The following is a 25,631-nucleotide window of genomic DNA, read 5'->3' as shown; positions in this document are numbered from 1 at the left end:
GATAAACGCTGCGCCGGACTTGGCTGTAGGGATACCCCTAAGCTACTTGTTCTTATTTTAGCCGTAAATGACTGATGTCACTTGGCAAGACGCGGGATCCGCAGGTTGTGAGCCGCGTCATGGCGGCGTTTTTTTTAAATGCGCCGAGTCAGGCGCTTGGAGTTGTTGCCGGGAGGTCTTATCAGCTATGCTATGCGGATCTACGAATACTAAATGTTCATTGCGTTGCCTCTGACCGGGGCAACGGTTTACACCTACAGGACCACCGGCCGCCATGCAAGAGCAATACCGTCCAGAAGACATAGAATCGAACGTACAGCTTCACTGGCAAGAGAAGCAGACTTTCAAAGTTACCGAAGACGACAGCAAGGAAAAGTACTACTGCCTATCCATGCTGCCTTACCCGTCCGGCCGACTGCACATGGGCCACGTTCGTAACTACACTATCGGCGACGTGATCTCGCGCTATCAGCGCATGCTGGGCAAAAACGTACTGCAGCCGATCGGCTGGGATGCGTTCGGCCTGCCGGCGGAAGGCGCGGCGGTGAAAAACAACACCGCGCCGGCCCCGTGGACCTACGACAACATCGAATACATGAAGAACCAGCTGAAACTGCTGGGCTTCGGCTACGACTGGGATCGCGAAATCGCCACCTGCCAGCCGGAATACTACCGCTGGGAACAGTGGTTCTTCACCAAGCTGTATGAAAAAGGCCTGGTCTACAAGAAGACCTCGGCGGTGAACTGGTGCCCGCACGATCTGACCGTGCTGGCCAACGAACAGGTTATCGACGGCTGCTGCTGGCGCTGCGACACCAAGGTCGAGCGTAAAGAGATCCCGCAGTGGTTCATCAAAATCACCGCCTACGCCGATCAGCTGTTGAACGATCTGGACACGCTTGAAAGCTGGCCAGAGCAGGTGAAAACCATGCAGCGCAACTGGATTGGCCGCTCCGAAGGCGTGGAAATCACCTTCGACGTGGCGGACAGCGAAGAGAAGCTGACGGTTTACACTACCCGTCCCGACACCTTCATGGGCGCCACCTACGTGGCGGTCGCCGCGGGCCACCCGCTGGCGCAACAGGGCGCTCGCAATAACCCGGCGCTGACCGACTTCATCGACGAATGCCGCAACACCAAAGTTGCCGAAGCCGAAATGGCGACGATGGAGAAGAAAGGCATGCCGACCGGCCTGTTCGTTGTCCACCCGCTGAGCGGCGAGAAGCTGCCGGTGTGGGTCGCCAACTTCGTGCTGATGGAATACGGCACCGGCGCCGTGATGGCGGTACCAGCGCACGACCAACGCGACTGGGAATTCGCCACCAAATACGATTTGCCGATCAAACCGGTGATCCTGAACCTCGACGGCAGCCGACCTGACGTGAGCGCCGAAGCGATGACCGACAAAGGCGCGCTGTTCAACTCCGGCGAATTCGACGGCCTGGACAACGAAGCGGGCTTCAACGCCATCGCCGACAAACTGGTCGCCAAGGGCGTGGGCCAGCGCAAGGTCAACTACCGTCTGCGCGATTGGGGCGTCTCCCGTCAGCGTTACTGGGGCGCGCCAATCCCGATGGTGACGCTGGAAGACGGCACCGTGATGCCGACGCCGGAAGATCAGCTGCCGGTGATCCTGCCGGAAGACGTGGTCATGGACGGCATCACCAGCCCGATCAAGGCCGATCCTGAGTGGGCGAAGACCACCGTCGACGGCCAGCCGGCGCTGCGTGAAACCGACACCTTCGACACCTTTATGGAGTCTTCCTGGTACTACGCGCGCTACACCTGCCCGCAGTATGACCAGGGCATGCTGGATCCGGCCGCCGCCAACTACTGGCTGCCGGTCGATCAATATATCGGCGGTATCGAACACGCCATCATGCACCTGATGTACTTCCGCTTCTTCCACAAGCTGATGCGCGATGCAGGCCTGGTGGACTCCGACGAGCCGGCCAAGCGTCTGCTGTGTCAGGGCATGGTGCTGGCCGACGCCTTCTACTACACCGGCAACAGCGGCGAGCGCGTCTGGGTATCTCCGGTTGACGCCACCGTCGAGCGCGACGACAAGGGCCGCATCATCAAGGCCACCGATCCGCAAGGCCGTGAACTGGTCTATGCTGGCATGAGCAAAATGTCGAAGTCGAAGAACAACGGCATCGACCCGCAGGAAATGGTGGAAAAATACGGCGCGGACACCGTGCGTCTGTTCATGATGTTCGCTTCACCGGCAGAAATGACGCTGGAGTGGCAGGAATCCGGCGTGGAAGGGGCTAACCGCTTCCTGAAACGCGTGTGGAAACTGGCCTACGATCACGTGGAAAAAGGCGCGGTACAGCCGCTCGACGTAGCGGCGCTGAACGAAGCTCAGAAAGCGCTGCGCCGCGATCTGCACAAAACCATCGCCAAGGTAACCGACGATATCGGCCGCCGTCAGACCTTCAACACCGCGATCGCCGCCGTGATGGAGCTGATGAACAAACTGGCCCGCGCGCCGCAGGAGAGCGAGCAGGATCGCGCGCTGCTGCAGGAAGCGCTGCTGGCCGTGGTTCGCATGCTGTACCCGTTCACCCCGCACGTGTGCTTCACCCTGTGGCAGGCACTGGGCGGCGTAGGCGACGTGGACACCGCGCCATGGCCGGTTGCCGACGAACAGGCGATGGTCGAAGACTCCAAGCTGGTGGTGGTGCAGGTGAACGGCAAGGTTCGCGCTAAAATCACCGTATCTGCCGATGCGACCGAAGAGCAGGTGCGCGCGCGCGCTGCCGAAGAGCATCTGGTGGCTAAATATCTGGACGGCGTCACGATTCGCAAAGTGATCTACGTTCCGGGCAAACTGCTTAACCTGGTTGTGGGTTAACACAAGGAGGAGTTGTGCGACAACGTATTCTGACGCTGTTGCTGGGGTTGGCGGTGCTGGTCACCGCCGGCTGCGGTTTTCACCTGCGTGGCACCACGCAGGTGCCGAATGAAATGAAAACGCTGATCCTGGACAGTTCGGATCCTTACGGCCCGTTGACGCGCGCGGTGCGTGAGCAGCTGCGTCTTAACGAAGTGACTATCGTCAGCGATCCGAAACGTAAAGACGTGCCTTCCCTGCGCATCGTCGGCGCAACGGAAAGCCAGGATACCGCTTCTATCTTCCAGGACGGTAAAACCGCCGAGTACCAGCTGGTGCTGACCGTGCAGGCGCAAGTGCTGATCCCGGGCCATGACCTGTATCCGCTGTCGGTGAAAGTGTTCCGTTCCTTCTTCGACAACCCGCTGACCGCGCTGGCCAAGGACTCCGAACAGGATATCATTCGCCAGGAAATGCGTGAGCAGGCGGCGCAACAGCTGGTGCGCAAACTGCTGACCGTGCATGCGGCGGAAGAAGAGAACCGGCAGAAAGCCGCTGCCGCCGGCGAACGAGCGGCAAGCCAAACCGCACAATGATCCGCATTTATCCGGAACAACTTGCCGCGCAGCTCCGAGAGGGGCTGCGCGCTTGTTATTTATTGAGCGGCAATGAACCGCTGTTGCTGCAGGAAAGCCAGGATTTGCTCCGGCAGGCCGCGCAACAGCAGCAGTTCAGTGAGCACTACAGCATTTCCCTCGACGCCCATACCGACTGGGACGCCATCTTCGGCATCTGCCAGGCGATGAGCCTGTTCGCCAGCCGCCAGACGCTGCTGCTGATCTTCCCGGAAAACGGCCCGACGGCGCCGATCGGCGAACAGCTGACCAAGCTCGCCACGCTGCTGCACGAGGATATTCTGCTGATCCTGCGCGGCCCGCGCCTCACCAAAGCGCAGGAAAACAGCGCCTGGTTCAAGGCGCTCAGCCCGCACGGTGCCCTCGTCAGTTGCCAGACGCCGGAACAGGCACAGCTGCCGCGCTGGGTCGCCACGCGCGCCAAGGCGATGAAGCTGGAGCTGGACGACGCCGCCAATCAGCTGCTGTGCTACTGCTACGAAGGCAACCTGCTGGCGCTGTCGCAGGCGCTGGAGCGGCTGTCGCTGCTGCACCCGGACGGCAAGCTCACGCTGCCGCGCGTCGAACAGGCGGTGAACGACGCCGCCCACTTCACGCCGTTCCACTGGCTGGATGCCCTGCTGGCCGGCAAAAGCAAGCGCGCCTGGCATATCTTGCAGCAGCTGCAGCAAGAGGACGTGGAGCCGGTGATCCTGCTGCGCACTCTGCAGCGCGAACTGCTGCTGCTGCTAACGCTGCAGCGCCGCATGGCTTCCGCGCCGCTGCGCACGCTGTTCGATCAGCACAAGGTCTGGCAGAATCGCCGCCCGCTGGTGACCCAGGCGTTGCAACGCCTGTCCGGCCCCCAGCTGCAGCAGGCGGTACAGCTGCTGACGCAAATCGAGCTGACCCTCAAGCAGGACTATGGCCAGTCGGTCTGGCCGGAACTGGAAACCCTGTCGATGCTGCTGTGCGGCAAACCCCTGGCCACGAGTTTTAGCGATGCCCACTAATCCGGAACACCCCACCGTTTTGCACGCGCTGTTCGGCGGCACCTTTGACCCGATCCACTACGGCCACCTGCGGCCGGTGGAAGCGTTGGCCGCCGAAGTGGGCCTGAATCGCGTCACGCTGCTGCCTAACCACGTGCCGCCGCACCGCCCGCAGCCGGAGGCCAATGCGCAGCAGCGCCTGAAGATGGTGGAGCTGGCGATCGCCGGCAACCCGCTGTTTGCGGTCGACGATCGCGAACTGCACCGCACCACCCCCTCCTACACCATCGAGACGTTGGAAACGATTCGTAAAGAGCGTGGCGCCGCCCAGCCGCTGGCGTTTATTATTGGCCAGGACTCGCTGCTAACGCTGCATAAATGGCACCGCTGGCAGGCGCTGTTGGACGTCTGCCATCTGCTGGTGCTGGCGCGCCCGGGCTATAACGATCGCATGGACACGCCGGAGCTGCAGCAGTGGCTGGAACGCCATCGCACCGCCGACCCGGCGCTGCTCAGCCGTCGCCCACACGGCCATATCTATTTGGCCGATACGCCGGAGCTGGAAATTTCCGCCACCGAGATCCGCCAGCGCCGCCATCAGGGCCTTAACTGCGACGACCTGCTGCCACGCCCGGTGCAGCGCTACATCGAGTTGCAGGGTTTATATCGCTAGCGAAAGGTGCGTGATATACTGCGCCGCTATTTTTCAGGTATCCGCTGAAAACCCCGGAAACCTTAGCTGGCCGGGCAGTCACCAGTTAGCTGGCTTTCAGCGGCAGCCTGCCGAAACCATTATCCGGTTACGCCGCGGCGCGCGCATTTTGCCCGCCGCAGCCGACTGAACAGAACACACCCGAGGGGGAACCTTTGCAAGGTAAAGCGCTCCAAGATTTCGTCATCGATAAAATCGATGACCTGAAAGGCCAAGACATTATCGCTCTGGACGTCCAGGGCAAATCCAGCATCACCGATTGCATGATCATCTGCACCGGCACCTCGACTCGCCACGTGATGTCGATCGCCAGCCACGTGGTGCAGGAATCCCGTGCCGCAGGCATGGAGCTGTACGGTATGAAAGGCCAGGAAGCCTCCGACTGGATCGTGGTCGATCTGGGCGAAGTGATCGTGCACGTGATGCAGGAAGAGAGCCGTCGCCTGTACGAGCTGGAAAAACTCTGGAGCTAAGCGGTGAAACTGCAATTGGTGGCGGTCGGCACCAAAATGCCAGACTGGGTGCAAACCGGCTTTATGGATTACCTGCACCGCTTTCCCAAAGATATGCCGTTTGAGCTGACCGAGATCCCGGCGGGCAAACGCGGCAAAAACGCCGACATCAAGCGCATTCTGGACAAAGAAGGCGAACAGATGCTGGCGGCGGTGGGCAAAGGCAACCGCATCGTTACGCTGGATATCCCAGGCACGCCGTGGGAAACGCCGCAGCTGGCGCAGCAGCTTGAGCGCTGGAAGCAGGATGGCCGTAACGTCAGCTTGCTGATCGGCGGCCCGGAAGGGTTGGCGCCCGCCTGCAAAGCCGCTGCCGAGCAGAGCTGGTCACTTTCTCCGTTGACATTGCCGCATCCTTTGGTGCGCGTCCTGGTGGCCGAAAGCCTCTACCGCGCCTGGAGTATTACTACAAATCATCCTTACCACCGGGAATAGCCGGTGGTGACCGTGACAGAGTGAAATAAAGCAGCGGGATGAAAATAGAACGTAACCCTTTTCGCGACTATACGGCTGAATCCGCCCTGTTTGTACGCCGCGCCCTGGTGGCGTTCTTGGTCATCCTGGTGCTGTCCGGCATCCTGATCGCCAACCTGTATAATCTGCAAGTGGTCCGCGTCGAGGATTACCGCACCCGCTCCAACGAAAACCGCATCAAGCTGGTGCCTATCGCGCCCAGCCGCGGCATTATCTACGATCGCAACGGCACCCCGCTGGCACTCAACCGCACCATTTATCAGCTGGAGCTGATGCCGGAGAAGGTTGACGATCTCAAAGCCACGCTGCAGGCGCTGCGCACGGTGGTCGACCTGACCGACGACGACATCACCAATTTCGAAAAAGAGCGCAAGCGTTCGCGCCGTTTCGTCTCCATTCCGGTGAAAACCGCGCTGACCGAAGTGCAGGTCGCCCGCTTTGCGGTTAATCAGTTCCGCTTCCCCGGCGTGGAAGTGAAAGGCTACCAGCGCCGCTACTACCCTTACGGCTCCGCCCTCACCCACGTCACCGGCTACGTGTCGAAGATCAACGACCGCGACGTCGAACGCCTGGACAAAGACGGCAAGCTGGCCAACTACGCCGCGACCCACGACATTGGCAAGCTGGGCATCGAACGCTATTACGAAGACACGCTGCACGGCAAAACCGGCTACGAAGAGGTCGAGGTCAACAACCGCGGCCGGGTGATCCGCCAATTGCACGAGCAGCCGCCTTCCGCCGGTCAGGACGTCTACCTGACGCTCGATCTCAACCTGCAGCGCTATATCGAGCAGCTGCTGGTAGGCAGCCGCGCCGCGGTGGTGGTGAGCGATCCGCGCACCGGCGCCATTCTGGCGATGGTGTCCAACCCGAGTTACGATCCGAACCTGTTCGTGGACGGCATTTCCAGCAAGGACTATCAGGGGCTGCTGAACGATCCGAATCGCCCACTGATCAACCGCGCCACGCAGGGGGTTTACCCGCCCGCGTCGACGGTGAAGCCTTACATCGCGGTGTCGGCGCTCAGCGCCGGGGTGATCACCAAAAACACCGTGGTGTTCGATCCCGGCTGGTGGCAGCTGCCCGGCTCGGAAAAACGCTTCCGCGACTGGAAAAAATGGGGCCACGGCCGGCTGAACGTCACCAAGGCGCTGGAAGAGTCCGCAGATACCTATTTCTATCAGGTCGCCTATGACATGGGGATCGATCGGCTGTCGACCTGGCTGACCAAATTCGGTTACGGCCAGTACACCGGCATCGATCTGTCCGAAGAGCGCTCCGGCCTGATGCCGACGCGCGAATGGAAGCTGAAGCGCTATAAAAAGCCGTGGTATCAGGGCGACACCATTCCGGTGGGCATCGGCCAGGGTTACTGGACCGCCACGCCGATCCAGATGGCCAAGGCGCTGAACACCCTGATCAACGACGGCACCGTCAAAACGCCGCACCTGCTGCAGAGCACCCGCGTCAACGGCGCGCTGGTGCCGTTCAAACAGGAAGAAGACACGCAGATCGGCGATATTCACTCCGGCTTCTGGGAAATCGCCAAAGACGGCATGTACGGGGTGGCCAACCGTCCGAACGGGACGGCGCGCAAATACTTTGCGGACGCCCCTTACAAAGCCGCGGCGAAATCGGGTACCGCACAGGTATTCGGCTACGAAACTTACAACGCCCATAAACTGGCGGAGCACCTGCGCGATCACAAGCTGATGACCGCCTTCGCGCCGTTCAACAATCCGACGGTGTCGGTCGCCATCATTCTGGAAAACGGCGGCGCCGGTCCGGCGGTGGGCACCATCACCCGCCAGATCCTCGACCATATTCTGCTGGGCGACAACAATACGCAATTGCCAAGCGAGGCCCCACTGCCGCCTGGCGTAGAAGGTGACTAAGGTAGAACATGACTGAAAGCCAACAAAAAGGCTCGATCTGGACCAAAATCCACATCGACCCGACGTTCCTGCTGCTGATCCTGGCCCTGCTGGTCTACAGCGCCTTCGTGATGTGGAGCGCCAGCGGCCAGGACATCGGCATGATGGAGCGCAAGATCGGGCAGATCGTCATGGGGCTGATCGTGATGGCCGTCATGGCGCAAATCCCGCCGCGCGTATACGAAAGCTGGGCGCCCTATCTGTATATCTTCTGCGTGATTTTGCTGATCCTGGTGGACGCCTTCGGGCAGATCAGTAAAGGCGCGCAGCGCTGGCTGGATCTCGGCGTGGTGCGCTTCCAGCCGTCGGAAATCGCCAAGATCGCCGTGCCGCTGATGGTAGCGCGCTTTATGAACCGCGACGTCTGCCCGCCTTCGCTGAAAAACACCGCCATCGCCCTGGTGCTGATCTTCCTGCCGACGCTGCTGGTGGCCGCGCAGCCGGATCTGGGCACCTCGATCCTGATCGCCGCCTCCGGCCTGTTCGTGCTGTTCCTGTCGGGCATGAGCTGGAAACTGATCGCCGTCGCCGCCGTCGCGCTGGCGGCCTTTATCCCGGTGCTGTGGTTCTTCCTGATGCACGGTTATCAACGCGACCGCGTGATGATGCTGCTCGATCCGGAAAGCGACCCGCTCGGCGCCGGCTACCATATCATTCAATCCAAGATTGCCATCGGCTCCGGCGGCCTGTCCGGCAAGGGCTGGCTGCACGGCACCCAGTCGCAGCTGGAGTTCCTGCCGGAACGCCATACCGACTTTATCTTCGCCGTGTTGGCCGAAGAGCTGGGGCTGATCGGGGTGTTGGTGCTGCTGGCGCTTTACCTGCTGGTGATCATTCGCGGGCTGATGATCGCCGCCAAGGCGCAAACCACCTTCGGCCGCGTGATGGTCGGCGGCTTGATGCTGATTTTGTTCGTTTATGTCTTTGTTAACATCGGTATGGTCAGTGGCATTTTGCCGGTAGTTGGCGTACCTTTGCCTCTGGTCAGTTACGGGGGTTCGGCGCTGATAGTGTTGATGGCCGGTTTCGGCATCATCATGTCGATCCACACGCATCGGAAAATGCTGTCTAAAAGTTTATAAGAGGTGAGTAATGCGTAAGGAATGGCTTTGGATCGGCGTCGCGGCGGTATTGCTCTCCGCCTGTACCGCCCCGACCACGGAACAGCAGGCGCCACAGCAGCCGTACAACGGCCCGGTGGTGGAAATCGGTGGCGTCGAGCCTCAATATGAACCCTATAACCCTAATAACATGCAGGATTATAAGGTTAATGGCGATACTTACCGCATCGTAAAAGATCCGCAGAACTTCTCGCAGACCGGCCTGGCGGCCTGGTATGGCGAAGAAGCCAACGGCAACACCACCGCGCTGGGCGAGCAGTTCGATCCGAACGGCCTGACCGCGGCGCACCCGACCTTGCCGATCCCTAGCTATGTACGTGTCACCAACCTGGCCAACGGCCGTCAGTTGGTGGTGCGCGTCAACGATCGCGGGCCTTACACCAAGGGCCGCATCATCGATCTGTCGAAAGCCGCCGCCGATCGCCTCAACCTGTCCAACAACACCAAGGTCAAAGTCGATTTCATCAACGTGGCGCCGGACGGCACGCTGAGCGGCCCGGGCACCATCGGCACCATCGTGGCGAAACAGAGCTACGCCCTGCCGGCACGCCCGGATCTCGGCTCCAGCGGCATGGGCACCCCGATCCAACAGGACGTGCCGGTCGCCAGCGGCGCGGCGGTGCGCCCGATCGATAACAGCACCCTGCGCACCGACGACAACAACGCGCCAGCCGCCGGCGGCAACGCAACCGGCGGCCGCAGCGGTTTCCTCGGCGCGCCAAGCGCTGTACCGGCCGGCGTGCTGGAAGGATCAGAACCTGAAGCCGTGGCCGCACCGGTCGCGGCCGGCGCCGCGGCTGCCGGCATGGCTGCCGCGTCTTCCTCCGGCGGCTATGTGGTGCAGGTCGGTGCGCTGAGCAGCGCCGAGCGCGCCCAAAGCTGGCAGCAAAGCCTGAGCCAGCAGTTTGGCGTGCCGGGCAAAGTGGCGGCTAACGGCAACGTTTATCGCGTCCAGCTCGGCCCGTTCAGCAGCCGTCAGCAGGCGGCCCAGCTGCAGCAACGCCTGGCCAGCGAAGCGCAACAACAGTCTTTCGTTACTGCTGCACCCTAAGCGTTAAGCCCGGCGGGCATTCGCGGCTGATAAGCGGTTATTTAGCTGAAACATTTTCTTGCAGCTAAAAGTTCTCTAACCGCAATTAGTCAGATGAATGGGTAATGCCTGCCGGGATCGCATCTGCTATAGTGTGGCTCGTTTTTTAACTTTACTTTCACGGATGTTGTAGTCCCGATCATGAAACAAGTAACTTCTTTTCGCTTAATCAAAAGCATCGCACTCGGCACCGTTATCGCAATGAGCGCAGCCTCCGTTGCACATGCCGATGACGTTAACATCAAAACCATGATCCCAGGTGTCCCGCAGATCGATGCGGAAGCGTACATCCTGATTGATTACAACTCCGGCAAGGTGCTGGCCGAGATGAACGCCGACGCGCGTCGCGATCCGGCCAGTCTGACCAAAATGATGACCAGCTACGTCATCGGCCAGGCGCTGAAAGCGGGCAAAATCGGCCAGGACGATCTGGTGACCGTCGGTCAGGACGCTTGGGCGACCGGCAACCCGGTGTTCAAAGGCTCCTCGCTGATGTTCCTGAAGCCAGGCGATCGCGTGCCGGTCTCCAAACTGACCCGCGGCATCAACCTGCAATCCGGTAACGACGCCTGCGTGGCGATGGCCGACTACGTCGCCGGCAGCCAGGACGCGTTCGTTAACCTGATGAACACCTACGTCAGCAAGCTGGGCCTGCAGAACACCCACTTCCAGACGGTACACGGCCTGGATGCCCAGGGCCAGTACAGCTCGGCGCGCGACATGGCGCTGATCGGCCAGGCGCTGATCCGCGACGTGCCGGAAGAGTACGCGATTTACAAAGAAAAAGAGTTCACCTTCAACAACATCCGCCAGATGAACCGCAACGGTCTGCTGTGGGATAACAGCCTGAACGTCGACGGCATCAAAACCGGCCACACCGATGCGGCGGGTTACAACCTGGTGGCTTCGGCGACCGAAGGCCAGATGCGTCTGATCTCCGCCGTGATGGGCGGCCGCACTTACAAAGGCCGCGAAGCCGAGAGCAAGAAACTGCTGACCTGGGGCTTCCGCTTCTTCGAAACCGTAGCGCCGCTGAAGGTCGGTAAAGAGTTCGCCTCCGAGCCGGTCTGGTTCGGCGATGCCGACCGCGTTGAGCTGGGCGTGGACAAAGACGTCTACCTGACCATCCCGCGCGGCCGCATGAAAGATCTGAAGGCCAGTTACGTGCTGAACACCCCTGAAATTCACGCGCCGCTGGCGAAAAACCAGGTGGTCGGCAGCATCAACTTCCAGCTGGACGGCAAAACCATCGACCAGCGTCCGCTGGTGGTGATGAACGAAGTGAAAGAAGGCGGTTTCTTCAGCCGCATCGTGGACTACATCAAACTGATGTTCCACCACTGGTTCGGTTAACGGTTGAATCGGGCGAAATTGCCCCCATATACTGAATAACATTAACTCCCGCCCCGGCGGGAGTTATAATTTATAGATTAGCTAGCACTCTGGAGCGCACGCACATGCAAAAAACTAAACTGAACGAACTGCTCGAATTCCCTTGCTCGTTTACCTACAAGGTGATGGGCCTGGCGCAGCCTGAGCTGGTTGACCAGGTAGTTGAAGTGGTGCAGCGCCATGCACCGGGCGATTACAACCCGCAGGTTAAGCCAAGCAGCAAAGGCAACTACCACTCCGTTTCCATCACCATTAACGCCACTCACATTGAGCAGGTCGAAACCCTGTACGAAGAGTTGGGCAACATTGAAATTGTTCGCATGGTGCTGTAATTCCAGCATAAACCCCTGCTTATCAACCCGGGATGGCGCAGCGTCTTCCCGGGTTGCGCATTTTTGGTCAGCGAAAGGCTGGTCGCAGGCCGGAGCGCCCGGTATAATGGCTTTACCACTTCTGTAACCTGACGATGACTCTTTTGCAACCAGACAAGATCATTTTGCGTCAGCTGGGGTTGCAGCCCTACGCGCCTGTATCCCAAGCCATGCATAACTTCACCGACAGTCGTACCGAGACTACGCCGGACGAGCTGTGGCTGGTGCAGCATCACCCGGTCTTCACCCAGGGCCAGGCCGGCAAAGCCGAGCACGTGCTGATGCCCGGCGATATCCCGGTGGTCCAGAGCGATCGCGGCGGCCAGGTGACCTACCACGGGCCGGGCCAGCAGGTGATGTACGTGATGGTCGATCTGAAACGCAGCAAGGTCGGCGTACGCCAATTGGTTACGGCGATAGAAGATACGGTTATCAACACCCTCGCCCACTTCCGCCTCGAATCGCGCGCCCGTCCCGATGCGCCTGGCGTGTACGTGGGGGAGCAGAAAATCTGTTCGTTGGGTTTGCGGATCCGCAAAGGCAGCTCATTCCACGGCCTGGCCCTGAATGTGGCGATGGATCTCAGCCCCTTCCAACGCATCAACCCTTGCGGTTACGCCGGCATGCAAATGACGCAGGTCAGCGCGCTGGCGCCCGGCGTTGGCATTGAAGACATACACCCAATCCTGGTACAGGAATTTGTTCATTTACTCGGCTACCAGACGGTCGAGCTTCGTAACTGGAACCTGCACGATTATGAGTAAACCAATTCAGATGGAACGCGGCGTCAAATACCGCGATGCTGACAAAATGGCGCTGATCCCGGTCAAAACGGTGGTCACCGAACGGCAGGAGCTGTTGCGTAAACCCGAGTGGATGAAGATCAAACTGCCTGCCGACTCAACGCGCATTCAAGGCATCAAAGCCGCCATGCGTAAAAACGGCCTGCACTCCGTCTGTGAGGAAGCCTCGTGCCCTAACCTGTCCGAGTGTTTCAACCACGGTACCGCTACCTTTATGATCCTCGGCGCCATCTGCACCCGTCGCTGCCCGTTCTGCGACGTGGCCCACGGCCGCCCGATCGCGCCGGACGCCAACGAGCCGGAAAAGCTGGCGCAAACCATCGCCGACATGGCGCTGCGTTACGTGGTGATCACCTCGGTTGACCGCGACGATCTGCGCGACGGCGGAGCTCAACACTTTGCCGACTGCATTTCGGCCATCCGCGCCAAGAGCCCGAACATCAAGATTGAAACGCTGGTGCCGGACTTCCGCGGCCGTATGGACCGCGCGCTGGAGATCCTCACCGCCACGCCGCCGGACGTGTTCAACCACAACCTGGAAAACGTGCCGCGCGTTTATCGCCAGGTGCGCCCGGGCGCCAACTACGAGTGGTCGCTGAAGCTGCTGGAGCGCTTTAAAGAAGCACACCCGGATATCCCGACCAAATCCGGCCTGATGGTCGGCCTGGGCGAAACCAACGCGGAAATCGTCGAAGTGATGCGCGATCTGCGCCGCCACGGCGTGACCATGCTGACGCTGGGCCAGTACCTGCAGCCGAGCCGCCACCACCTGCCGGTGCAGCGCTACGTCAGCCCGGCCGAGTTCGACGAGATGAAAGAAGAAGCGATGGCGATGGGCTTCACCCACGCCGCCTGCGGCCCGTTCGTGCGTTCGTCTTATCACGCCGATCTGCAGGCCAAAGGGATGGAAGTGAAATAACGCGTAATAGTTTGTTACGCTAAAGACGGCGGAAACGCCAAAAAACGGATGTCCGCCAGGCATCCGTTTTTTATTGCTCGCCCTCAGACGGGATTAAACGTCTTTCTTCTCGACGCTCTGCTGAGCGGACTGGCTCTCGGCGGTGTTGCTGCCAGCGGCCGGCGGCGTGCTGTCGTCACCCACGGCTTTTTTAAAGCCTTTCAGCGCCGCGCCAAGATCGGCACCGAGCGTGCGCAGCTTGCTGGTGCCGAACAGTAAAATCACCAATACCGCAATCACCAGAAGTTTGGTAATACTGATACCTTCCATACTCACCTTCTTATCATAGAGCGCTGCGTGAACAGCGAGAAAAACTGACCTTGCCTGCGAATATTTAGCGACTTTCCCCCCGCTCGCACAACCGCAACATGTAACAGAGTGAGATCCGTCGCAGGAATGCCACGCCGCCTCACGACGTGAATCCCAGACTATTCTTAGTTTATCACCCGCATGATACGCTGCCGTGATACTTATCAGGGAGATGCCGGATGTATATTGCCCCACCCATTTTCGATGCCCGAAAATCCGGCCTCAGCTTCGCCAAACGCACCTATCTGCCCCGCGTCGCCGGTCTGGGGCTCGGCTTTATCTGCGTTTGCGCCGCACTCTATCCCTTGGCTCCGCCCACGGCGGTCTGGCTATTGCTGGCCTTTCACGGTTTTCTCTGGCCGCATCTCGCCTACCGCCTGGCCTGCCGCGCCAAAGATCCGTTCAAAGCCGAGATCCGCAACCTGCTGATCGACTCCGCCTTCGGCGGTTTCTGGGCGGCGATGATGGCGTTCAACGCGCTGCCGGCGATCGTCATCCTGTCGATGATGAGCATGAACAACATCGCTTCGGCCGGTAAGGCACTGTTTGTCAAAGGGTTGGCGATTCAATTGGCCGCGGCGGCGCTGACCGGCGCGCTGCTCGGTTTCCCGTTCCACCCGCACAGCACGCCGCTGCAAATCTATCTGTGCCTGCCGATGATCTACCTTTACCCGACGCTGCTCGGCCTGGTGACCTACCGCACCGCCAAACGGCTGGCGGAAAAAAAACAGGAGCTGCAACGCATCAGCACCCGCGATGGGCTGACCGGCTTGTACAACCGCCGCCATTGGGAGCATCTGCTGCATCGTCAGTTCGACAGTTGCCGCCGCTACCAGGACAACGCCACGCTGATCCTGATGGATATCGATCGTTTCAAAACCATCAACGATACTTTCGGCCATGCGCTGGGGGATGAGGCCCTGGCGGCGCTGGCGGAAGAGCTGCTGATTGGCTTGCGCAACGTGGATATCGTCGGGCGCTACGGCGGCGACGAGTTTGGCGCGGTGCTGCCGAACACCAGCGCCGAACAGGCGGAAACCGTCCTGCGGCGCATCCAGCAGCGGTTGGATGCCGTTATCTTCAAAGAGGCGCCACAGCTGCGGCTGCAGATCAGCGCCGGCATCGCCAACTACCACCCCGCGCTGGGCGGTTATCTGGACTGGCTGAAAGCGGCCGACGGCGCGCTTTACCGGGCGAAGCAAAATGGCCGCAACCGGCTGGAAACGGCGGTGCAGACGGGCGACTAACTTACTGGTTTAATAACTTGGCAAAATACTTCGGCGCTTCGACAAAACCTTCACGCCGGTAAAACGCATGCGCCCGCTCGCGGCGGCTGTGGCAATGGACTTCAAGCCGATCGCAGCCGCGACGGTGCGCCAGCGCCTCGCCCTCCGTCAACAGCCGCCGCCCTACGCCCGCGCCGCGCGCTCGGTCGTCGACGCAAAAATAGCTGATGCGGCCAATGTCGCCGGCCAACGCCAGCTGCGGCAGAAAATGCAGCGACAGCACGCCCAGCACCCGCTCGCCCTCCACGGCCACCAGCAGCGCCTCGTCCGGATGCGCCAGCAGCTGGCGCATTCGCTGCGGCAGAAACGCCTCGGTGCCGGGATAATCCAACGCCGTCATTAATTCGGCGATAGCCTGGCGATCGCTCAGGCGCGCCGTTCTGATTTCCATGGGGTGACCTCGCAGATTGTCGATACTACAAAATAGGCGGCGTTAGGTGTAACATCCACCGGGTACGGCAAAAAAGGCCGTGCGGCACGCTGGAGATGACATTCCTCCCTAACCGCCTTCACAGGCTGATGATGTCTACGTAACCTCTCGGAGAGAGGCGCGTAGCGTTACGCCTGTCTCTTTCCGAGCCCCGTGAATTTCTCTGATTGAAAGGTAGTTGCCCCATGTTGAGCTCTTTACTGGCCGTATTTATCGGCGGCGGCGTCGGCAGCGTTTTGCGCTGGGCGGTAAGCATGAAAATGAATCCGCTGAACGCCCACATTCCGCTCGGTACGCTGATGGTCAATCTGATCGGCGGTTTTATCATCGGCCTGGCGATGGCGATTTTCACCCGCATGACGCATCTGGACCCCACCTGGAAATTACTGATCACCACCGGGTTCTGCGGCGGCCTGACCACCTTCTCCACCTTTTCGCTGGAGGTGGTGTACCTGATGCAGGATGGCCGCTTCGGCTGGGCGCTGGCCAACATGCTGCTCAACCTGGCCGGCTCGCTGGCGATGACGCTGCTGGCTTTCATGCTGGTGATGTGGGTCAACGGGCGCTAAGCCCTTAATGTTTCCTTAATCTTGCATGCGCATAATCTCATCCAGTACTCCTGACTGGATGAGAAACCGCTATGTTTAGCCTGCCGAAAACCGCCACCGAAGCGATTGCCGTTGCGCTGTGCGTGCTGATCGTCGCCGCCTTTATCAAATCCTACCTGTTCGCTTAAGCGCCTTTTCCCCACAGCACGCGTTCATCTTGCGCCTTTCCGGCCGATTGCACTACAATTGAGAATGAACGTTCACACCCAAAAATGTGAACCCGGCTCACGCGTAGCAAAGGATCGGGCAAATGCTCCCCCCCAACGACAGTAAACAGGCCAAGGTGCAGGCCCGCCGCGATCAGATCGTCGAAGCGGCGAAAACCAGCTTCCGCCGCCACGGCTTCCACGCCGCCAGCATGGCGGAAATCGCCCAGGGCTCGCAGCTCAGCGTCGGGCAAATCTATCGCTATTTCGCCAATAAAGACGCGATTATCGAGGAAATCGTCAACCGCATCATCGCCAGCAAGATGCAGCGGCTGGAAAATCTTGGCGATCACATCAACCTGATCGCCGGCACGCTGGCGGCGCGCACGCTGTTTCAGCAGCCGGGCGAGAGCGAAACCGATCACATGCTGATGCTTGAAGTGACCGCCGAGGCCACGCGCAACCCGGTGGTGGCCAAAATGCTCAGCGATGCGGAAGCGCGGCTGTTTCGCCACGTGTGCCACAACCTGCAGCGGCTGTATCCCCATTTCAGCGCGGAAGAGATCGCCGCGCGGGTGGAGTTTATCGCCGTCATGAGCGAAGGCACCGGTTACCGCATCCTTACCACGCAAAAAGCCGATGCGTCCCTGCTGCGCGATCTGTATCAGCAGGCCATTTCTCACCTGTTCAGGAAACTCTAATCTCCCATGACCAAACACTTAGCCAGACAACGTCTGGTGTACGCCGTCGTGCTTGGCCTGTTGGCCGCGCTGGGGCCGCTGTGCACCGATCTCTATCTGCCCGCCCTGCCGGAAATGGCGGGCGAACTGAATACCTCTACCGCCGCCGCGCAGCTCAGCCTGACCGCCGGGCTGCTCGGCCTGGGCGTCGGCCAGCTGATTTTCGGTCCTTACAGCGACAAACTGGGCCGCATGCGTCCGCTGTTGCTGTCGCTGATCCTGCTGCTGGGCGCTTCGCTGTGGTGCGCGCTGGCGCCCACCATCGACCAGTTGCTGATCGCCCGCCTGCTGCAGGGCATCGCCGGCGCCGGTGGCGCGGTGATTTCCCGCGCCATTGCCCGCGATCTGTATGCCGGTCATGAGCTGACCCGCTTCTTCGCCCTGCTGATGCTGGTCAACGGTCTGGCGCCGATCGTCGCGCCGGTGCTGGGCGGCGTTATGCTGCAGGTGATGAACTGGCGCGGCATCTTCGGCGTGCTGGCGGCCATCGCCGTGCTGCTGTTCAGCCTGTCGGCGCTGAAGCTGCGCGAGTCCCTGCCGGCCGAGCGCCGCAGCCAGGGCGGCATTCTGGCGATGCTGATGTCGCTGGGCAGTCTGTTGACCCAACGCTATTTCATGGGCCTGTGTCTGACGCAGGGCTTCGTGATGGCCGGCATGTTCGCCTATATCGGCGCCTCGCCTTTCGTCTTGCAGCAGATCTACGGCCTCAGCCCGCAGATGTTCAGCCTGTGTTTCGCCATTAACGGCGTCGGGCTGATCATTGCGGCGCAGCTGGCCAGCCGCCTCAGTTCGCGTTGGGGGGAGCGCCGGGTGTTGAGGAGTGGGTTAACGCTGGCGGCCGTCGCATCGCTGTTGCTGCTGTTGGCCGCCGCGCTGCATGCGCCGCTGGTGTTGTTGCTGGTGCCGCTGTTCTTTTCGGTGGCGGTGATCGGCATCGTCGGCCCAACCGCCTCTTCGCTGGCCATGCAAAGCCAGGGTGACAAAGCGGGCAGCGCGTCGGCCTTGATCGGCGTGTGCATGTTCGCGCTCGGTGCCTGCGCCGTGCCGCTCACCGGGCTGGGCGGCACGTCCAGCTTGTCGATGGCGCTGACCATCGTCGGCTGCTACGCCGTCGCCATCCTGCTGTTCAGCCTGTTAGGCCGCCGCAGCGAGGCATAACGCGCCCAATAAAAAACCCGCTCAATGAGCGGGTTTTAAGAAATTCAGCTACGCAGCTTAGATAGCAGTAACGTTAGCGGCAGATGGGCCTTTGGCACCGTTCGTGATTTCAAATTCTACACGCTGGCCTTCAGCAAGCGTTTTGAAACCGTTGCTAACGATGGCAGAGAAGTGAACGAAAACGTCCTTGCTACCATCTTCCGGAGTAATGAAACCGAAGCCTTTGGATTCATTAAACCACTTAACGCTACCTTTAATCTTAGACATCAAACTTACCTTTAACGTGAATGAAAGACACAAAACCTGTGTCTATTACAGTACAGCAAGCAGGCAGGATTTTGTCCACCACCGCGATCACAGAAATCCGATAAAGAGTGAAAAAATCCGTGTTGTCCGGTGTAAATTGATTGCACCGGTTGCGATAAGTTACCGTGCCAGGTCAATCCTCTCCACGCGCCGGCGAACAACGAGCGAACGCCCAAACTCGCCCGCTTCCCCCAGAGTTGACGCTCCCGCGCAGACGCAATCGCTATGAAATATAACCAGATGGTCTTTTTGCTTCGGCGGCCGCTGCACTAGGGTTAGGGTTTATTTCCCACTGTGAGCCAAGCCTATGACCAGCCAGTTGGCAGACAAAATCATCGCCTATCGGCGTGAGCTGCACCAAAACCCGGAGCTTTCCAATCACGAATTCGCCACCACCGCCCGGCTGACGCGCTGGCTGCAAGAAGCGGGCATTCGCCTGCTGCCGCTGGCGCTGAAAACCGGCGTCGTGGCGGAGATCGGCAGCGGCAAGGGGCCGATCATCGCGCTGCGCGGCGACATTGACGCTCTCCCGATCGACGAAATCGCCGACGTGCCCTTCAGCTCGCAAAACCGCGGCGTGATGCACGCCTGCGGCCACGACTTTCATACCTCGGTGATGCTCGGCGCCGCACACCTGTTGAAAGCGCGTGAGGCCGACCTGCCCGGCACGGTACGCCTCTTCTTCCAGCCGGCGGAAGAGACCTTCAACGGCGCCCGACACCTGATCGACGCCGGCGCGCTGGATAACGTCGCCGCGGTGTTTGGCCTGCATAATGCGCCGGAGCTGCCCACCGGCACCTTCGCCACCCGCGCCGGGCCGTTCTACGCCAACGTCGATCGCTTCCAGATCCTCATCACCGGCAAGGGCGCGCACGCCGCCAAACCGGAACAGGGCGTCGACACCATCGTCACCGCCAGCCAGCTCGTCGGCGCGCTGCAGACGCTGCCCAGCCGCAGCTTCAGCTCGCTGGAATCGCTGGTGGTAAGCGTAACGCGCATCGAAGGCGGCAATACCTGGAACGTGCTGCCGCAAACCGTGGAGCTGGAAGGCACGGTGCGCACCCACAGCGACGCGGTGCGCCGCCAGGTGCCGGACAAGATTCGCCAGGTGATCGACGGCATAGCCGCCGCGCTGGGTGCGCAGGCCGAACTGCGCTGGCAGCCGGGGCCGCCGGCGGTGATCAATGACCCGCATTGGGCGGCGTTCAGCAAAACCGTCGCCGCCGAGGCCGGCTACCGGGTCGAAGAAGCGGAGTTGCAGATGGGCGGTGAAGATTTCGCGCTGTATCTGCATCACGTACCGGGCGTATTTGTCAGCATCGGATCCGCCAGCGAGTTCGGCCTGCATCATCCGCGTTTCAATCCCGATGAACGGGCCCTGTTCCCGGCGGCGCAATATTTCACGCTGCTGGCGGAACGCACGCTGCAACAATTAACCACCGCGCCAGAAAAAGCCCTCAGCAACGCCTGAATAACGGAACATATTATTTCCCCGACGCCGCACATGCCGCGTCGGGCCCTATTATTTTTACCCGCCGTGATATTTGCAGTTTTCAACATTTGAATATGCTGTTTTGTTGTTTTACATCCCGCCGCCGCTCATCAATAGTGAACCCATCAGACACCGCGCGCCTCTGCAGCGCATGACAGGATAATCACGATGAGCGACAACGCGAATAATCAACGGCAATTGCGCCTGGGCGCCATTCTGCATGGCGCATCGGGAAATATGTCCGCCTGGCGCCACCCGGACGCCACCGCCGACGCCAGCATTAACCTCGAATTTAATATCGCCTCGGCGAAAAAAGCCGAACAGGGAAAATTCGATTTCGTCTTCGTCGCCGATGGGTTATATATCAACGAAAAATCCATTCCGCATTTTCTTAATCGTTTCGAACCGCTCACCCTGCTGGCCGCGCTGTCCGCCGCCACCGACAAAATCGGCCTGGTGGGCACCCTCTCCACCTCCTACAGCGATCCGTTCACCGTCGCCCGCCAGTTCGCCAGCCTCGATCACCTGAGCAACGGCCGTGCCGGCTGGAACGTGGTGACGTCGCCGCTGGAAGGCTCGGCCAAAAACTTCTCGCGCACAGAACACCCGGAACACAGCCTGCGTTACCGCATCGCCGGCGAGTTTCTCGACGTCGCCAAAGGGCTGTGGGACTCCTGGGAAGACGATGCCTTCGTGCGTAATAAAGCCAGCGGCGAATTCTTCCGCACCGGCAAACTGCACACTCTCAATCACCAGGGGGAGTTCTTCTCGGTACAGGGGCCGCTGAACATCGGCCGCACGCCGCAGGGGCGCCCGATCCTGTTCCAGGCCGGCGCCTCTGAAGACGGCAAACGGCTGGCGGCCCAACACGCCGATGCGATCTTCACCCATCACGACACGCTGGAACAGGCGCAGGATTTCTATCAGGACGTGAAGCGGCAGCTGGTGGAACAGGGGCGCGAACCGGACGATCTGCGCATCTTCCAGGGCGTCAGCGTGATCGTCGGCGACGACGACGCGGACGTCGAGCGCCAGTACCAGGAAACCGCCCGCCTGGTCAGCATCGAGAACGCCCTCAACTACCTCGGCCGCTACTTCGAGCATTACGACTTCGCCCGCCATCCGCTGGACGCGCCCTTCCCGGACATCGGCGATCTGGGGCAAAACAGCTTCCGCAGCACCACCGACGCCATCAAGCGCAGCGCCCGCGAGCGCAACCTCACGCTGCGCCAGGTGGCGCTGGAAGCCGCCTCGCCGCGCCCGGTGTTCAGCGGCACGCCGGAAGCGGTGGCGGACGGTCTGCAGCGCTGGTTCGACGGCGAAGCCGCCGACGGTTTCATCATCAGCGGCGGTACGCCCAACGCCTTCGGCCACTTCGTCGATCGGGTGGTGCCCGTCCTGCAACAACGTGGCCTGTTCCGCCAGGCGTACCACGGCGACACGCTGCGCGAGCACCTGGGCCTGAAGCGCCCGTTGAACAGATTCACCCAATAATAAGATCGCTTTCAGGGATACCCGCTATGCAGAAAACCGTTACCGCCGCCCTCGTGGCGGCCTTGCTGAGCCTGACCGGCGCCGCACTGGCGGGCACCGGCATCGATTTGCAGGCCAATGAAACCCCGATCCACGCGCCGAAAAACCCGCAGGCGATCGCCAAACTGCCGGCCGATTTCCACTTCGTGAAGCCGGGCCAATTCACCGTCGCGATCGCCGCACTCAACACGCCGCCGCTGGCGCTGTTCGCCGCCGACAACCGGCGACTGATCGGCAGCGAAGTGGATATCGCACAGCTGGTGGCCGACAGCCTGGGCCTAACGCTTAACGTGGTGCAAACCTCGTGGGAAGACTGGCCGCTGGGGGTGGTTTCCGGCAAGTATGACGCGGCCATCACTAACGTCACCGTGACCAAAGAGCGCAAAACCCGCTTCGACTTCGCCACCTACCGCATCGACTCGCTCGGCTTTTATGTCAAAACCGGCGGCAAGATCGCGACGATCAAACAGCCTGCCGATATCGCCGGATTAAAAATTATCGTCGGCTCCGGCACCAATCAGGAAGCCATCTTGCTGGCATGGGACAAGCAGAATCGGCAGCAGGGGCTTAAACCCTTCCAGCCGATCTACGTGACCGACGATGCGGCCGCCACGCTGGCGATCCAATCCGGCCGGGCCGACGCCTACTTCGGGCCGAACGTGCTGGGCGCCTATAAAGCGGCGCTGAACGGCCGCACCCGGCTGGCGGGCACGGTGGAAGGCGGTTGGCCCAAGGCGGCGCACATCGCCGTCACCACCCGTAAAGGCAACGGCCTGGTGCAGGCGGTGAACGAAGCGCTGAACGGCGCGATCCGCGGCGGGCAGTACGATCGGGTGCTCAACCGCTGGGGCGAGAGCGTCGAACGCCTTGCGCAGTCGGAAATCAACCCGCCCGGCCTGGGCGACTAGGAGCGCGCGATGACGCAAGACACCTTCATTCAGACGCTGCCGACCGACCCGCTGATCGCCCCGGTAATCGAGGGGCTGTTCGGCGAATATCGCCAGCGTTACGGCGACTATTTTGGTGACCAGGAACCGGAACCGCTGGATCTGTACGCGCCGCCGCAGGGGGCCTTCATCGTGCTGCTGCGCGCCGGTGCACCGATCGCCATGGGCGCCTTCAAACGCTATGACGCACAAACCGCCGAGCTGAAGCGCATCTGGACGCGGGGCGATCTGCGGCGCCAGGGCCTGGCGCAGCGGGTGTTGCAGCAGCTCGAAACGCTGGCGCTGGCGCAGGGATATCGCCGGCTCTATCTGACCACCGGTTTTCGCCAGCCCGAAGCGGTGGGCCTGTATCTGAGCAACGGGTATCAGCCGCAGTTCGATCCCACCGTCGACAGCGAGGTTTACAGCCGCCCACCCTACGATGGCCGCCTGCCGTTCCGCAAAAGCCTGATTGCAGAGGACGCATGTTGTTGCGCGTCGGAAAGGAAAATCGCCTAAGGCCCCTTTATCTGTATCAGGAGACATGACATGTCCAAACAAGACGTCTTGAAAGTGGTGCCCGCCCGCTATCCGCTGCGGCTGATCGGCGCGCTGTTTTCGCTGTTTATTCTGGCCGCCATCGTGCAATCGGTGGCGGGCAACGCGCGCTGGGAATGGGGCGTGTTCGCCGAGTGGTTCTTCGCGCCTGCGGTGCTGGCGGGGCTGGGGCAAACCCTGCTGCTGACGCTGCTCGGCACGCTGTTCAGCATCCTGTTCGGTACCCTGCTGGCGCTGGCGCGACTGTCGCGCTCTTACCTGTTGGCGTCGCTCGCCTGGGGTTATATCTGGCTGTTTCGCTCGCTGCCGCTGATTCTGGTGCTGATCATCCTGTACAACTTTTCCTACCTGTACGACGCCATCTCGCTGGGCATTCCCTTCACCTCCGTGGTGTTCGCCAGCTATCCGACCATCGACATTCTCGGCCAATTCGCCGTGGCGGTGCTGGGCCTGACGCTGGTGCAGTCCGCCTACACCGCCGAGATCATCCGCGGCGGCATTTTGGGCGTGGATTACGGCCAGCACGAAGCGGCGGCGGCGCTGGGCCTGCCGGGCTATCGCCGCACCTTCCGCATCATTCTGCCGCAGGCGCTGCGCTCCATCATTCCGACCGGCTTCAACGAGATCATCAGCCTGGCGAAAGGCACCTCGATCGTTTACGTGCTGGCGCTGCCGGAGCTGTTTTATACCATTCAGGTTATCTATAACCGCACCCAGCAGGTGATACCGCTGCTGATGGTCGCCACCGTCTGGTATCTGTTCATCACCACCGCGCTGTCGGTGATCCAATACTACATCGAGCGCTATTTCGCCCGAGGCGCGGTGCGCGAACTGCCGCCGACGCCCTGGCAGAAACTGGCCGGCTGGCTAAAACGTTAGGAGACCCGCATGTCTGAAGCCATTGATTATTACGCCTTGCCCGAGCAGCCGGCGCGCAACCTCACCCCAGTGCCGGCGCGCGGCCTAATCGAAATCAGCAACGTCAGCAAGTTCTTCGGCAAACACAAGGCGCTGGACGACGTCAGCCTGACGCTGCAGCCGGGCACCGTCACCGTGATCCTCGGCCCTTCCGGCTCCGGAAAGTCGACGCTGCTGCGGGCGATCAACCACCTGGAACGCGTGGACGAAGGCTTTATCCGCATCGACGGCGACTACGTCGGATATCGCCGCAAGGGCAACCGGCTGTATGAGCTGAAGGAAAAGGCCATCCTTCGGCAACGCATCAACGTCGGCTATGTGTTCCAGAATTTCAACCTGTTCCCGCACCTGACGGTGCTGGAAAACATCATCGAAGCGCCGGTGGTGCACAAGATCCACTCCCGCGAACGGGCGAAAGCGGTAGCCTATGAGCTGCTGGATACCGTCGGGCTGCGCCATAAGGCGGACGCCTACCCGCGCCACCTCTCCGGCGGCCAACAGCAGCGCATCGCCATCGCGCGTGCGCTGGCGCTGAACCCTAAGGTGATCCTATTCGATGAACCGACCTCCGCGCTCGATCCCGAGCTGGTCGGCGAAGTGCTAGACGTGATAAAGGGGTTGGCGGATCTGGGCGTCACGCTGGTGGTGGTCACCCATGAAATCGGCTTTGCGCGCGAAGCGGCGGATCGGGTGGTATTTATGGTCGACGGGCAGATCGTCGAGCAGGGCGACGCCAGGCAAGTGCTGGCTCAGCCGCAGCATCCGCGCACCGTCAACTTTCTCAACAAAGTGCTGTGATCGTCGGGGCGCCGCGGCGCCCCGTACCCGAGCCGCTTACCGGCCGGCGAAACGCCGTTTCTCGGCGGCGAAATCCAGCGGGCGGATCCCCTGCTGGTTTTTGTCCTCTTCGGTCAGCAACGCCGGCGGAATAAACCAGGTCACCTCGAACAGCAGCCCGTCCGGATCGTGGCCATAAATGCTTTTGTGCACGCCGTGATCTTCTTCCAGCCCGAGAATGCCGCGTTCAGCCAGCTGGTGACGAATGCGCTCCAGCTCCTCCAGGCTGTCCACTTCCCAGGCCAGATGGTACAGCCCGGCCGGTGGCTCATGCTCCGCCGGCGGCTCGTTGTTGGCGCGAAATACCCCGGCACGCTGCTGGCCCAGGTTCTTGCTGAACAGCGCCAAATCGTGATCGTTGTCCGAATCGGCGGCCTGGGTAAACACCGCCCGATCGGGGCTGTCGGACGGCTTGAGCTTGAACCCCAACACCTGATGATAAAAGTCGGCGCTCTGCCGCACGTCGCTGACATACAGCACGGCGTGATTGAGACGTTTGATGCCCATCGCTATTCCTTTTTCGCATTGAATGAAGTCAGCATGAACATAGCATGTGGGGAGAAAGCCGCTAAATG

At 60.9% G+C, this 25,631-nt stretch carries 27 protein-coding genes and 1 riboswitch; of the genes, 23 read left to right on the top strand and 4 right to left on the bottom strand.

Going from position 1 to position 25,631, the window contains the following annotated elements:
- Positions 1 to 274: 274 nt before the first annotated feature.
- The 13 genes from leuS (at position 275) to lipA (ending at position 13,770) form a co-directional block, all read left to right on the top strand.
- Positions 275 to 2,857, top strand: coding sequence for a leucine--tRNA ligase (leuS, locus tag V8N38_RS05660; protein ID WP_147839423.1), 2,583 nt, complete (start codon positions 275 to 277; stop codon positions 2,855 to 2,857).
- Between the two features lie 14 nt (positions 2,858 to 2,871).
- A complete protein-coding gene (lptE, locus tag V8N38_RS05655) occupies positions 2,872 to 3,432 on the top strand; it encodes an LPS assembly lipoprotein LptE (protein ID WP_060423573.1) in 561 nt (186 codons plus the stop codon).
- Entirely contained in the window at positions 3,429 to 4,463 is a 1,035-nt protein-coding gene (gene holA / locus V8N38_RS05650; RefSeq protein WP_055316089.1) for a DNA polymerase III subunit delta, read from the top strand. The genes lptE and holA overlap by 4 nt, the downstream gene beginning before the upstream one ends.
- The gene (gene nadD / locus V8N38_RS05645; RefSeq protein WP_015376938.1) at positions 4,453 to 5,115 is read left to right on the top strand and encodes a nicotinate-nucleotide adenylyltransferase; all 663 of its coding nucleotides are present in this window, start codon (positions 4,453 to 4,455) and stop codon (positions 5,113 to 5,115) included. Before holA ends, nadD begins: the two co-directional genes overlap by 11 nt.
- A gap of 194 nt (positions 5,116 to 5,309) precedes the next feature.
- Complete coding sequence (rsfS, locus tag V8N38_RS05640) at positions 5,310 to 5,627, top strand: ribosome silencing factor (protein WP_016928774.1); 318 nt, start codon at positions 5,310 to 5,312, stop codon at positions 5,625 to 5,627.
- A gap of 3 nt (positions 5,628 to 5,630) precedes the next feature.
- Positions 5,631 to 6,101, top strand: coding sequence for a 23S rRNA (pseudouridine(1915)-N(3))-methyltransferase RlmH (gene rlmH, locus V8N38_RS05635; protein WP_004940002.1), 471 nt, complete (start codon positions 5,631 to 5,633; stop codon positions 6,099 to 6,101).
- A 38-nt stretch (positions 6,102 to 6,139) separates the two neighbouring features.
- On the top strand, positions 6,140 to 8,035 hold the full coding sequence (gene mrdA, locus V8N38_RS05630) for a peptidoglycan DD-transpeptidase MrdA (protein WP_060423566.1): 1,896 nt from the start codon (positions 6,140 to 6,142) through the stop codon (positions 8,033 to 8,035).
- An 8-nt stretch (positions 8,036 to 8,043) separates the two neighbouring features.
- A complete protein-coding gene (gene mrdB, locus V8N38_RS05625) occupies positions 8,044 to 9,156 on the top strand; it encodes a peptidoglycan glycosyltransferase MrdB (RefSeq protein ID WP_004940006.1) in 1,113 nt (370 codons plus the stop codon).
- Between the two features lie 10 nt (positions 9,157 to 9,166).
- Complete coding sequence (gene rlpA, locus V8N38_RS05620; protein ID WP_060423563.1) at positions 9,167 to 10,246, top strand: endolytic peptidoglycan transglycosylase RlpA; 1,080 nt, start codon at positions 9,167 to 9,169, stop codon at positions 10,244 to 10,246.
- Positions 10,247 to 10,426: 180 nt separating this feature from the next.
- The gene (gene dacA / locus V8N38_RS05615) at positions 10,427 to 11,638 is read left to right on the top strand and encodes a D-alanyl-D-alanine carboxypeptidase DacA (RefSeq protein ID WP_004940010.1); all 1,212 of its coding nucleotides are present in this window, start codon (positions 10,427 to 10,429) and stop codon (positions 11,636 to 11,638) included.
- Between the two features lie 104 nt (positions 11,639 to 11,742).
- Positions 11,743 to 12,009: a DUF493 family protein YbeD gene (ybeD, locus tag V8N38_RS05610; RefSeq protein WP_004940012.1), complete on the top strand. Its 267-nt coding sequence runs from the start codon at positions 11,743 to 11,745 to the stop codon at positions 12,007 to 12,009.
- Between the two features lie 134 nt (positions 12,010 to 12,143).
- Positions 12,144 to 12,812 (top strand): lipoyl(octanoyl) transferase LipB, encoded by a 669-nt coding sequence (gene lipB, locus V8N38_RS05605; protein WP_049273643.1) that lies wholly within the window; start codon positions 12,144 to 12,146, stop codon positions 12,810 to 12,812.
- Positions 12,805 to 13,770 (top strand): lipoyl synthase, encoded by a 966-nt coding sequence (gene lipA / locus V8N38_RS05600; RefSeq protein ID WP_025301835.1) that lies wholly within the window; start codon positions 12,805 to 12,807, stop codon positions 13,768 to 13,770. The genes lipB and lipA overlap by 8 nt, the downstream gene beginning before the upstream one ends.
- A gap of 93 nt (positions 13,771 to 13,863) precedes the next feature.
- Here lipA and tatA read toward each other — a convergent pair whose 3' ends face one another.
- Entirely contained in the window at positions 13,864 to 14,079 is a 216-nt protein-coding gene (tatA, locus tag V8N38_RS05595) for a Sec-independent protein translocase subunit TatA (RefSeq protein WP_038877431.1), read from the bottom strand.
- Positions 14,080 to 14,297: 218 nt separating this feature from the next.
- Here tatA and V8N38_RS05590 point away from each other — a divergent pair, with 218 nt between their 5' ends.
- Positions 14,298 to 15,365 (top strand): diguanylate cyclase, encoded by a 1,068-nt coding sequence (locus V8N38_RS05590; protein WP_147839422.1) that lies wholly within the window; start codon positions 14,298 to 14,300, stop codon positions 15,363 to 15,365.
- Position 15,366: 1 nt separating this feature from the next.
- Here the strand turns inward: V8N38_RS05590 and V8N38_RS05585 are convergent, their stop codons facing one another.
- Complete coding sequence (locus V8N38_RS05585) at positions 15,367 to 15,795, bottom strand: GNAT family N-acetyltransferase (RefSeq protein WP_147839421.1); 429 nt, start codon at positions 15,793 to 15,795, stop codon at positions 15,367 to 15,369.
- 82 nt (positions 15,796 to 15,877) lie between these two features.
- Positions 15,878 to 15,940: riboswitch (Fluoride riboswitch) on the top strand.
- A 79-nt stretch (positions 15,941 to 16,019) separates the two neighbouring features.
- Here V8N38_RS05585 and crcB point away from each other — a divergent pair.
- The 3 genes from crcB (at position 16,020) to V8N38_RS05570 (ending at position 18,486) form a co-directional block, all read left to right on the top strand.
- Positions 16,020 to 16,403, top strand: coding sequence for a fluoride efflux transporter CrcB (crcB, locus tag V8N38_RS05580; protein ID WP_004940022.1), 384 nt, complete (start codon positions 16,020 to 16,022; stop codon positions 16,401 to 16,403).
- Between the two features lie 289 nt (positions 16,404 to 16,692).
- Complete coding sequence (locus V8N38_RS05575; protein ID WP_060423553.1) at positions 16,693 to 17,289, top strand: TetR/AcrR family transcriptional regulator; 597 nt, start codon at positions 16,693 to 16,695, stop codon at positions 17,287 to 17,289.
- Between the two features lie 6 nt (positions 17,290 to 17,295).
- Positions 17,296 to 18,486, top strand: a complete 1,191-nt coding sequence (locus V8N38_RS05570; protein ID WP_060423550.1) for a multidrug effflux MFS transporter — start codon at positions 17,296 to 17,298, stop codon at positions 18,484 to 18,486.
- A 57-nt stretch (positions 18,487 to 18,543) separates the two neighbouring features.
- Here V8N38_RS05570 and cspE read toward each other — a convergent pair whose 3' ends face one another.
- A complete protein-coding gene (cspE, locus tag V8N38_RS05565) occupies positions 18,544 to 18,753 on the bottom strand; it encodes a transcription antiterminator/RNA stability regulator CspE (RefSeq protein WP_004940030.1) in 210 nt (69 codons plus the stop codon).
- Positions 18,754 to 19,099: 346 nt separating this feature from the next.
- On the opposite strand from cspE, the gene V8N38_RS05560 reads away from it, so the two are divergent.
- The 6 genes from V8N38_RS05560 to V8N38_RS05535 all read left to right on the top strand — a co-directional run bounded on the left by V8N38_RS05560 (position 19,100) and on the right by V8N38_RS05535 (position 25,017).
- Positions 19,100 to 20,263, top strand: a complete 1,164-nt coding sequence (locus V8N38_RS05560) for a M20 peptidase aminoacylase family protein (protein WP_147839420.1) — start codon at positions 19,100 to 19,102, stop codon at positions 20,261 to 20,263.
- A gap of 189 nt (positions 20,264 to 20,452) precedes the next feature.
- Positions 20,453 to 21,778 carry an LLM class flavin-dependent oxidoreductase gene (locus V8N38_RS05555; protein WP_049199977.1) on the top strand — a complete coding sequence of 442 codons (1,326 nt, stop codon included), beginning with the start codon at positions 20,453 to 20,455 and terminating at the stop codon, positions 21,776 to 21,778.
- A gap of 26 nt (positions 21,779 to 21,804) precedes the next feature.
- Positions 21,805 to 22,725 carry an ABC transporter substrate-binding protein gene (locus V8N38_RS05550; RefSeq protein ID WP_049199975.1) on the top strand — a complete coding sequence of 307 codons (921 nt, stop codon included), beginning with the start codon at positions 21,805 to 21,807 and terminating at the stop codon, positions 22,723 to 22,725.
- 9 nt (positions 22,726 to 22,734) lie between these two features.
- A complete protein-coding gene (locus V8N38_RS05545) occupies positions 22,735 to 23,262 on the top strand; it encodes a GNAT family N-acetyltransferase (protein ID WP_015376925.1) in 528 nt (175 codons plus the stop codon).
- Between the two features lie 30 nt (positions 23,263 to 23,292).
- Positions 23,293 to 24,180 (top strand): amino acid ABC transporter permease, encoded by an 888-nt coding sequence (locus V8N38_RS05540; RefSeq protein ID WP_049199974.1) that lies wholly within the window; start codon positions 23,293 to 23,295, stop codon positions 24,178 to 24,180.
- A 9-nt stretch (positions 24,181 to 24,189) separates the two neighbouring features.
- The gene (locus tag V8N38_RS05535; protein ID WP_015376924.1) at positions 24,190 to 25,017 is read left to right on the top strand and encodes an amino acid ABC transporter ATP-binding protein; all 828 of its coding nucleotides are present in this window, start codon (positions 24,190 to 24,192) and stop codon (positions 25,015 to 25,017) included.
- A gap of 36 nt (positions 25,018 to 25,053) precedes the next feature.
- Here V8N38_RS05535 and V8N38_RS05530 read toward each other — a convergent pair whose 3' ends face one another.
- Complete coding sequence (locus tag V8N38_RS05530) at positions 25,054 to 25,563, bottom strand: VOC family protein (RefSeq protein WP_049199972.1); 510 nt, start codon at positions 25,561 to 25,563, stop codon at positions 25,054 to 25,056.
- Positions 25,564 to 25,631 lie beyond the last annotated feature (68 nt).

This window comes from Serratia nevei, from assembly GCF_037948395.1.
Taxonomy (GTDB): domain Bacteria; phylum Pseudomonadota; class Gammaproteobacteria; order Enterobacterales; family Enterobacteriaceae; genus Serratia; species Serratia nevei.
This window is presented reverse-complemented; position numbering and strand designations above follow the sequence as displayed.